Consider the following 7,101-nt stretch of genomic DNA (forward strand, 5'->3'; position numbering starts at 1 on the left):
CTCGACTTGCATGTATTAGGCACGCCGCCAGCGTTCGTCCTGAGCCAGGATCAAACTCTCCGATAAAGTTGTGCCAGCCTTACGGCCAGCGGTTTATCTCAAGCTGATTAAGCTCAAAAATTCGTTGCTGACGAGAATTTCTTCTCATTAATGTCTCAATTGCTTGAGACGCTTCAATCACTCGTTGTTCAGTTTTCAAAGGACAATCTTGTTTATGTTACTCGTTTTGTATCGGCCCGTTTCTCTTGGCCGGAATTCCATAATAACATATCCGTTTTTCGAAGTCAACCTTTTTTTAAGATTAATTTCTCAGCTTTCGCTTCCGGCCTTGCTTTTCAAGGGCTCGTCCGTGTCAGCTAAATTAATGTACCATGTCAGCAATAGCTTTGCAACAGGTTTTTTATTCCAGTTGTGTTGCATGCTCGAAACAATGCTATCAGCATATCCTTGCAGCGATTTTTCTATACGTACATAAACCATTCTTTTCGAGAAGTATGTGCGCATATTCTCCGGACGGCAGACCAAAGCTAACTTTATCTATCTAATGATGCAGAGAGGAGGCAACCCATGGAGAACAAAACACACAGCGGGAACTACAAGGGAACAACACACATGAATGCAGAGAATCAGGATATGGAGTTTGCGAATGACACCCTGGAGTTGGCTGAAGATAAGCGCGCCATCCGAAATAAGGACAAGCTGCTCACGCAAGCACCGGATGCAAAAACGCAGGAATAAGCGGTAAAACAAAAGGGCCCCTACGGGAGCCCTTTTTATAATTGTGCGGGAAATCCTGCTGCTTCAAGCATAGGAGTAAGAAGAAGTTCCGCATTCGTAGTAGTCATTCGCATCCGTCACTTCAAAACCGCAGGACCGGTAAAGTCCCAGCGCATGATCGTTAGCGGCGGCAACCCCCAGCTTGATGATCTTGCAGCCCAGGCTTTGCCGAATATGACGGATCGTCCTGAACAGTACGGCTCTGCCATAGCCCCGTCCCCTCAGTTCGGGAGCAATGACGAAACCGATGATCATCGCCGTATCTCCCAGTAAGATCAAACCGATTTTACCGATAGGTTCTCCCCCCGCTTCGGCTATAAAGGTATGATTGTCATTATTTTTCGCAAGCGTAGACTCCACGTAGTAGGCGGCGTCTTCCCGCGTCATTTGAAATCCGTCCTGATTCAGACGGATCAGCAGTTCTTTGTCGGCAGGACCAGCGGGCCTGATTCCGACTTTATCCGCTCCGGCGGCGGCTTCTGGACGTCCTTCATGAAGCAGTTCCATCACATATTCGGAATACGCGTAACCTGCGATCTTTTTTACAAAAGGGCCTGCACCGGACGACGATCTTGGCGCAATAAAGACGAGCTTGGGAATTCTCCGCGTTTCGGCTTCGCCCGCGGCAAGTTGAAGAAGATGCGTAAATAGGCCGCTCCTGCGGTAATCGGGATGGACCAGCCCGCTTATCTCGACTTCTGAGGTCTGAAAGCTGTACATGCCTAAATAACCGACGAGGCGAGGGCCGTCGAATGCCGCAAAATCGTTGATCTCGTCCGCGCCCGCTCTTTCAGCATATTTCTATTGAGCTTCACAGTGAAGCGGTCGTGGCTGAGGCAAGTATCGGCCAGTGAATCCAGCTGGTTCAGATCATCTTGCGAAAGACCGCCTCTAACAGCCGCTATGCGCAAACTTCCGACACCGCGAAGGGAATTGCTTGGTTTTGCACCACCCGGTTGGGCTTGTTCCTGATCAAGAGTCATTTCATCCTCGTTTCCCGCTTACAGGGGAAGAAGCGCCGTGCGCTCCGATTTACGGAGACGCGAGACCATCTCCTGCCACGTCGGCGGTTTGTTTTCAAGCACGGAGTAGTACCGGGTCAGAAAATCGGCGATAAGGGAAGACGGCACGTATTCCGTATTCTCATCCGAAGGCATGAAGCACAGATCCAGTTCGCTTACGGCTTCTCCGTCGTTCTGCCAGGAAGGGTGAACGTAAGGAAAGTTCAGACGGCGGTAACCTAAATGAGACAGAACCTCGCGGCGCACGAAAGGATCCATCGGCTTAACGCCGCCAAACGAATGATCTTCTACCCGGTAGGGATCGTAGATCTCGGCAAACATGCCGATCATAGGCTTCCCGCTTTGAGCGGCCAGATCCGCCAGATCATGCTGACGTTTGCGGCTCAGGAATCTGCCGATGCCAAGGCCTGGCTGGCCGATGATGGTAAAGTCGGTCATTGCGATTCCCAGATCGGTGTAATAGCGGTACTCGGTCGCTCCTACAACTTCCCCGTCGTGAACGGCGACGAACACCCGAATGCCCGGGTCTTCGAGCGGTTCTTTCCACAGGTCATAGTCAAGCACCTCTTCAGCGGGAAAAACGGTTTGCATGAGCTGATGCATTTTCGCAAATAAAGGGTCGTTGATATCGGTAATACGTATGTATTCCATGGGCCTCATCCTCTCAAAGTGTTGTTGCTTAAAACGTGACGGCCATCTCCAGAAAGAAGGAAGCGTCCTCTATAGAAAGGGGTTCCTCCACTCCATCAGCAGAGCGTGATTAAGGGACTCCTCGTCTTCCAGGTAATTGGGCAGCACGGCGACCGGCATCCGTCCGCACCGGAGCAAGAAGTTCAGAACCGGATCGTGGAGCAGTCCCGCTACAACCGCATCGACATATTGATCGGCGGTCATTTTGCCGGCCTGGGCCCCGTAACCGGGCATTCTTCCCCCGCCCAAAAGACGGCGAAGCCCCAGATGGACGACTGTCTCGTACATGGAGAACATAAGCCATTTGCCCAGCCCCAGCTTTCTGTACGCCGGCATCACGCAAACATCCACTACATAGAGGGAATCCCCCTCCGGGTCTTGGTTGCGGATGTACCCTCCGTCCGTGACTTCTTCCCAGGTATGCTCCGGATGGAGGGGATCGAACCGGATGCGGAGCGCCGTCATGGAGCCGACGATTTTGCCTCCGACCTCCACGCAGAGAGCCCCCTCGGGAAATAGCCGGACATGGCTGCGGAGCTGTTCTTCGTTCCACCACAGTTCCTCGGGAAACGGAGGCGGAAAGCTTAGGCGCTGCACTTCGATCAGAGCTTCGACATCCGCTTCCGAGTAGCTTCTGATCAGGGCGGGAACCGGTTTCTCCCCGTCGAAAACGTACATTTTCTTCATATACTTGGGTGATTCGGATTCTGGTGTCGCATTCATCTCGTTTCGGGCCCCACTTCCGTCAAAATTCTAGTACCGGCTTCAACAATCCGCTGCCGGATTCAAACCATGCATCTTTATTTCCAATCGGTGTACAAATCGGTTCTGCGGTCGCGCCACGTGGTAACGGAACCTTTCTCCCGGACTTCTTCCAAAAGAGCCAGATCCAGATCGGCGGTAATGATCATATCATCGTTGATTTCTCCTTCGGCCAGTATGCCGCGCGGTGGAAAGGGCACGTCGTTAGGGGTAAGCACGGCGGCTTGTCCGAAATTCCCTCTCATAAAATCAACGGTTGGAAGCGACCCTATCGTTCCGGTCACGACCACATAGATCTGATTCTCGATGGTACGGGCATGGCAGGAGTAGCGAACCCGGTGGAAGCCGTGACGATCGTCCGTGCAGGAAGGGCAGAAAATAACGTCGGCGCCGCGGGCTTTGGCCATACGGACGATTTCGGGAAACTCCATATCGTAGCAGACGAGAATAGCAATGCGGCCCTTATCCGTATCGAACACTTGAAGAGCGTCACCGGCTCCCATGTTCCACTCTTTCACTTCCGTCGGGGTGATGTGCAGCTTCCTCTGCTCCCCTATCCTGCCATCCGGATAAAATAAAAACGCGGAGTTGTACAAGCGTCCGCCGTCTTCAATGATATGAGTGCCGCCGATGAGATGCATACCGGTCGACTTGGCGAGTCCCTTGAACAGCTCCATATATGAGTCGGTAAAGGAGGGCAGATCGTTGATCGACAGCGCTCCCTCCCCCGGATTGCGAATGGACAACAGTTGGGTAGTAAAAAGCTCCGGAAAGAGCACGAAATCGGAATCGAATTCCTGCGCCGTTTTGACGTAATGCTCGACCTGATCCGCAAACTCCTGAAAGCTCGAAATGGTATGCAGATGATGCTGGACTGCGGAAACTCTGAATTTCAAAACGAACTCCTCCTTAGGCGGAAAAACTTGTCCGCAAACCCGTATGAACCGGATGGATTTGCCGATGATTTTATTATATGATGAATGATTGTGGAACAAAAGGAGGAATCCCCCGTGCAAAAACAATTCAGCGAACACAATCAGACGGCCTGGAACCAGCACGCTTACGAGGCCTGGCTGAACCGGTTTGGAACCCCGGAGGAAGCAGCTGCGCTTATCGGCCGGAACCCGGAGGGGACCGTGCGGTCTTTCAGTCGTTTTCTCGGGGACCTCAGCGGAATCAAAGCCGTTAATCTGCTCGGCTCCCACGGCAGTAAAGCCGCAGCTCTCGCCCTATTGGGAGCAAGCGAAGTCACGGTTGTAGATATCGCGGCGGAAAACGCCAAATACGGAACGGAACTGGCGGAAGCCGCCGGAGTACACGTCCGTTACATCGTCTCCGATGTGCTGGAGCTTCCCGAAGAAGAGCTGACCGGCGACTATGGTCTCGCGCTTATGGAATTCGGCATTCTTCATTATTTCTTGGAGCTGAAGCCGCTATTCGACGTGGTGGTCAAACTGCTGGCTTCCGGCGGGCGGCTGATCCTGCAGGATTTTCATCCCGTGACGACCAAATTGATCTCCTCCCGCGGTTCTACCGCCAAGGTCCGGAAACACAAAGTAACCGGCGATTATTTCGATACCTCTATAGAAGAGACGGATGTAGCCTACTCCAAATTCCTGCCGGGACAGGACGAATCGGCCTTAATCAAAGTACGGCACCGCAAATGGACGCTCGGGGAAATCGTTACGGCCGCCGCTTCTTCGGGATTGTTCATCGAGATTCTGGAAGAAGAGCCTAACCGATCTTCGGATGTTTACGATAAAGGCATTCCGAAATCGTTCACTTTGGTGGCTAAAAAGCTCTAGACGGCTTTAGTTCCCACGGTGGCAGCGGGATCCAAGGTTCAGACAACGCGCTTTCTATAAATCAGAACCGTCACAACAAAGGTTGTGGCGGTTTTTAGCTGTTTCGTGAAGCCGCGCCGATTTGGTTAGAAGAGCCGGGAAACGATATACTTATAGAGGAAAGTCAATGGACATGAACCCCGGTTATTCAGGAGGGGATTCAAAAAGTGCAATGAGGTTTTCAACTACGGGGATAAAGTTAACGTTGACGTTAACGTTAGTTAGGAGTAATCTTGATATTAGCGACTGGGAGTGGTAAACATGACACGGTTAAAAATTGATGATGTCGCCAAGGAGACGGGATTGACCAAGCGTACGATCCGGTATTATGAAGAGATCGGCCTTCTGGAGCCGCCTACGCGCAGCGAGGGAGGCGTAAGGCTGTACACCCAGGAAAACGTGGATCGTCTGAAGAAAGTGCTGCTGGCTCGCGAAGTGCTCGGCTTTTCTTTGCAGGAGCTGCAGCATTTCCTGGCCATCGATACGCTGCTTGCTTCCTACCGCGAAGGTTCCGACGGCTACGCCGTCGAGCTGAAGAAGCAGGAGGAGCTCAAGCGCGTAGCGGACGGACTCGCCGAACAGGTGGATATGCTTGATCTCAAGATTCATAAGATGGAGGCGTTCCGCAAAGATATGGAAGAACTGCTCTCTAAGGTGCGCGAAGCGATTGGCCAGCCTCAACCGGCGGCGTCCTCCGGCAAGATCTCGTCTTCCGGACAATAGCTGTGCTCATGGCACCCATTTCCCGGCCAGACTTGTGCGAGGGGTGCATATTTGTATGGATCAGGGAATAAAAAAGCAAACACGCGCACGTTACGTCACGGTGTTTGCAACTTTTCTTGCTTTTATGGGAATCGGGGTCGTCGATCCGATTCTTCCGATTATAGCCGAGAAAATCGGCGCGAATCCGGCGCAGATCGAGCTGCTTTTTACCGCTTACATCCTCACCATGGCGATTATGATGATTCCGTCCGGTCTTGCAGCGACCCGCTTCGGCGACAAAAAAATGATGGTTGCCGGCCTCGCCGTCGTGACCGTCTTCGCCTTTCTGTGCGGCGCATCCGGCGGTATTACCGAGCTAGCCTTGTTCCGGGCGGGCTGGGGCTTCGGGAATTCGATGTTCTTCGCCACCGCGATGACTCTGCTCATTGCCTTGACGCCTTCGGCCAATACGGCCGTCGGCATGTATGAAGCGGCGATCGGCCTCGGAATGGCGGGCGGACCGCTTGTCGGCGGACTGCTCGGCGGCATTTCCTGGCGGCTGCCGTTTATCGCCACAGGCTGTTTTGTGCTTATCGCGTTCCTGCTGGTGCTGTTCATGATTCAGGAGCCGGAGAAAAAATCCGTCCGTAAAGCGGCCGGATTCAAGGAGCTTCTGCACCTGGCGACCCATAAGCCGTTCCTGCGTGTCGCAGGTTCTTCGATGTTCTATTACTACGGCTTCTTCGTCGTGTTGGCTTATTCGCCGCTGATGCTTCATATGTCGGCCATCCAGCTCGGCCTCGTTTTCTTCGGCTGGGGCCTCATGCTTGCTTACGGCTCCGCGAAGCTGGCTCACAATCTGGAGGAACGTTTCAAGCCTTCCCAAATCATTCCGTGGAGCTTGGGAGCATTCTGCCTCATTCTGCTGCTGTTGTTCCTGGTTCACACCTTGTGGCTGCAGATTCTGCTGATTATCGTCATCGGCTTGTTCTGCGGATTGAACAATGCTTTGTTCACAAGCCACGTGATGGAGGTTTCTCCATTCGAACGGAGCATAACGTCCGGCGCCTACAATTTCGTGCGCTGGTTGGGTGCGGCCATCGCTCCGGTATTGTCGGGCTACATCGCCCACCACCTGTCGGCCCAACTGCCTTTCGCCGTCGCGGCCGGCCTGGCGCTCATCGCGGTCATCGCGATGTCCGTCTGGCGCAGCCGCCCGGCCAAGGCAGGCGCAACCGGGCCACAGGCCGGGTAAGCGCCTGCGGCGTATTGGTGCCCGCGGCGTATTGGTGCCCGCGGCGTAT

Annotated in this window: 8 protein-coding genes; 4 read left to right on the forward strand and 4 right to left on the reverse strand. The window is 53.4% G+C overall.

What is annotated here, in order from left to right; translation table 11 throughout:
• Window positions 1–567 precede the first annotated feature (567 nt).
• Window positions 568–738: a hypothetical protein gene (locus HMPREF1207_RS29230; protein ID WP_016423676.1), complete on the forward strand. Its 171-nt coding sequence runs from the start codon at window positions 568–570 to the stop codon at window positions 736–738.
• Window positions 739–801: 63 nt separating this feature from the next.
• Here HMPREF1207_RS29230 and HMPREF1207_RS11565 read toward each other — a convergent pair whose 3' ends face one another.
• The 4 genes from HMPREF1207_RS11565 to HMPREF1207_RS11585 form a co-directional block, all read right to left on the reverse strand.
• Window positions 802–1,548 (reverse strand): GNAT family N-acetyltransferase, encoded by a 747-nt coding sequence (locus HMPREF1207_RS11565; RefSeq protein ID WP_269212170.1) that lies wholly within the window; start codon window positions 1,546–1,548, stop codon window positions 802–804.
• A gap of 230 nt (window positions 1,549–1,778) precedes the next feature.
• Window positions 1,779–2,450, reverse strand: coding sequence for a hypothetical protein (locus HMPREF1207_RS11575; protein WP_009673981.1), 672 nt, complete (start codon window positions 2,448–2,450; stop codon window positions 1,779–1,781).
• Between the two features lie 69 nt (window positions 2,451–2,519).
• Entirely contained in the window at window positions 2,520–3,212 is a 693-nt protein-coding gene (locus HMPREF1207_RS11580; RefSeq protein ID WP_009673978.1) for a GNAT family N-acetyltransferase, read from the reverse strand.
• Window positions 3,213–3,289: 77 nt separating this feature from the next.
• Window positions 3,290–4,147 carry a carbon-nitrogen hydrolase family protein gene (locus HMPREF1207_RS11585; protein WP_009673979.1) on the reverse strand — a complete coding sequence of 286 codons (858 nt, stop codon included), beginning with the start codon at window positions 4,145–4,147 and terminating at the stop codon, window positions 3,290–3,292.
• A 114-nt stretch (window positions 4,148–4,261) separates the two neighbouring features.
• On the opposite strand from HMPREF1207_RS11585, the gene HMPREF1207_RS11590 reads away from it, so the two are divergent.
• The 3 genes from HMPREF1207_RS11590 (at window position 4,262) to HMPREF1207_RS11600 (ending at window position 7,052) form a co-directional block, all read left to right on the forward strand.
• Complete coding sequence (locus HMPREF1207_RS11590; protein WP_009673984.1) at window positions 4,262–5,056, forward strand: class I SAM-dependent methyltransferase; 795 nt, start codon at window positions 4,262–4,264, stop codon at window positions 5,054–5,056.
• Between the two features lie 300 nt (window positions 5,057–5,356).
• Window positions 5,357–5,818 (forward strand): MerR family transcriptional regulator, encoded by a 462-nt coding sequence (locus tag HMPREF1207_RS11595; RefSeq protein ID WP_009673983.1) that lies wholly within the window; start codon window positions 5,357–5,359, stop codon window positions 5,816–5,818.
• Window positions 5,819–5,873: 55 nt separating this feature from the next.
• Complete coding sequence (locus HMPREF1207_RS11600) at window positions 5,874–7,052, forward strand: MFS transporter (RefSeq protein WP_009673982.1); 1,179 nt, start codon at window positions 5,874–5,876, stop codon at window positions 7,050–7,052.
• Window positions 7,053–7,101: the final 49 nt, after the last annotated feature.

Origin of the sequence: Paenibacillus sp. HGH0039, assembly GCF_000411255.1 — a bacterium.
Lineage (GTDB): Bacteria > Bacillota > Bacilli > Paenibacillales > NBRC-103111 > Paenibacillus_F.

Coding starts and splice junctions, on each gene's coding strand:
- HMPREF1207_RS29230 (WP_016423676.1), top strand. CDS start 568: ATGGAGAACAAAACACACAGCGGGAACTACAAGGGAACAACACACATG.
- HMPREF1207_RS11575 (WP_009673981.1), bottom strand. CDS start 2,450: ATGGAATACATACGTATTACCGATATCAACGACCCTTTATTTGCGAAA.
- HMPREF1207_RS11580 (WP_009673978.1), bottom strand. CDS start 3,212: ATGAATGCGACACCAGAATCCGAATCACCCAAGTATATGAAGAAAATG.
- HMPREF1207_RS11595 (WP_009673983.1), top strand. CDS start 5,357: ATGACACGGTTAAAAATTGATGATGTCGCCAAGGAGACGGGATTGACC.
- HMPREF1207_RS11600 (WP_009673982.1), top strand. CDS start 5,874: ATGGATCAGGGAATAAAAAAGCAAACACGCGCACGTTACGTCACGGTG.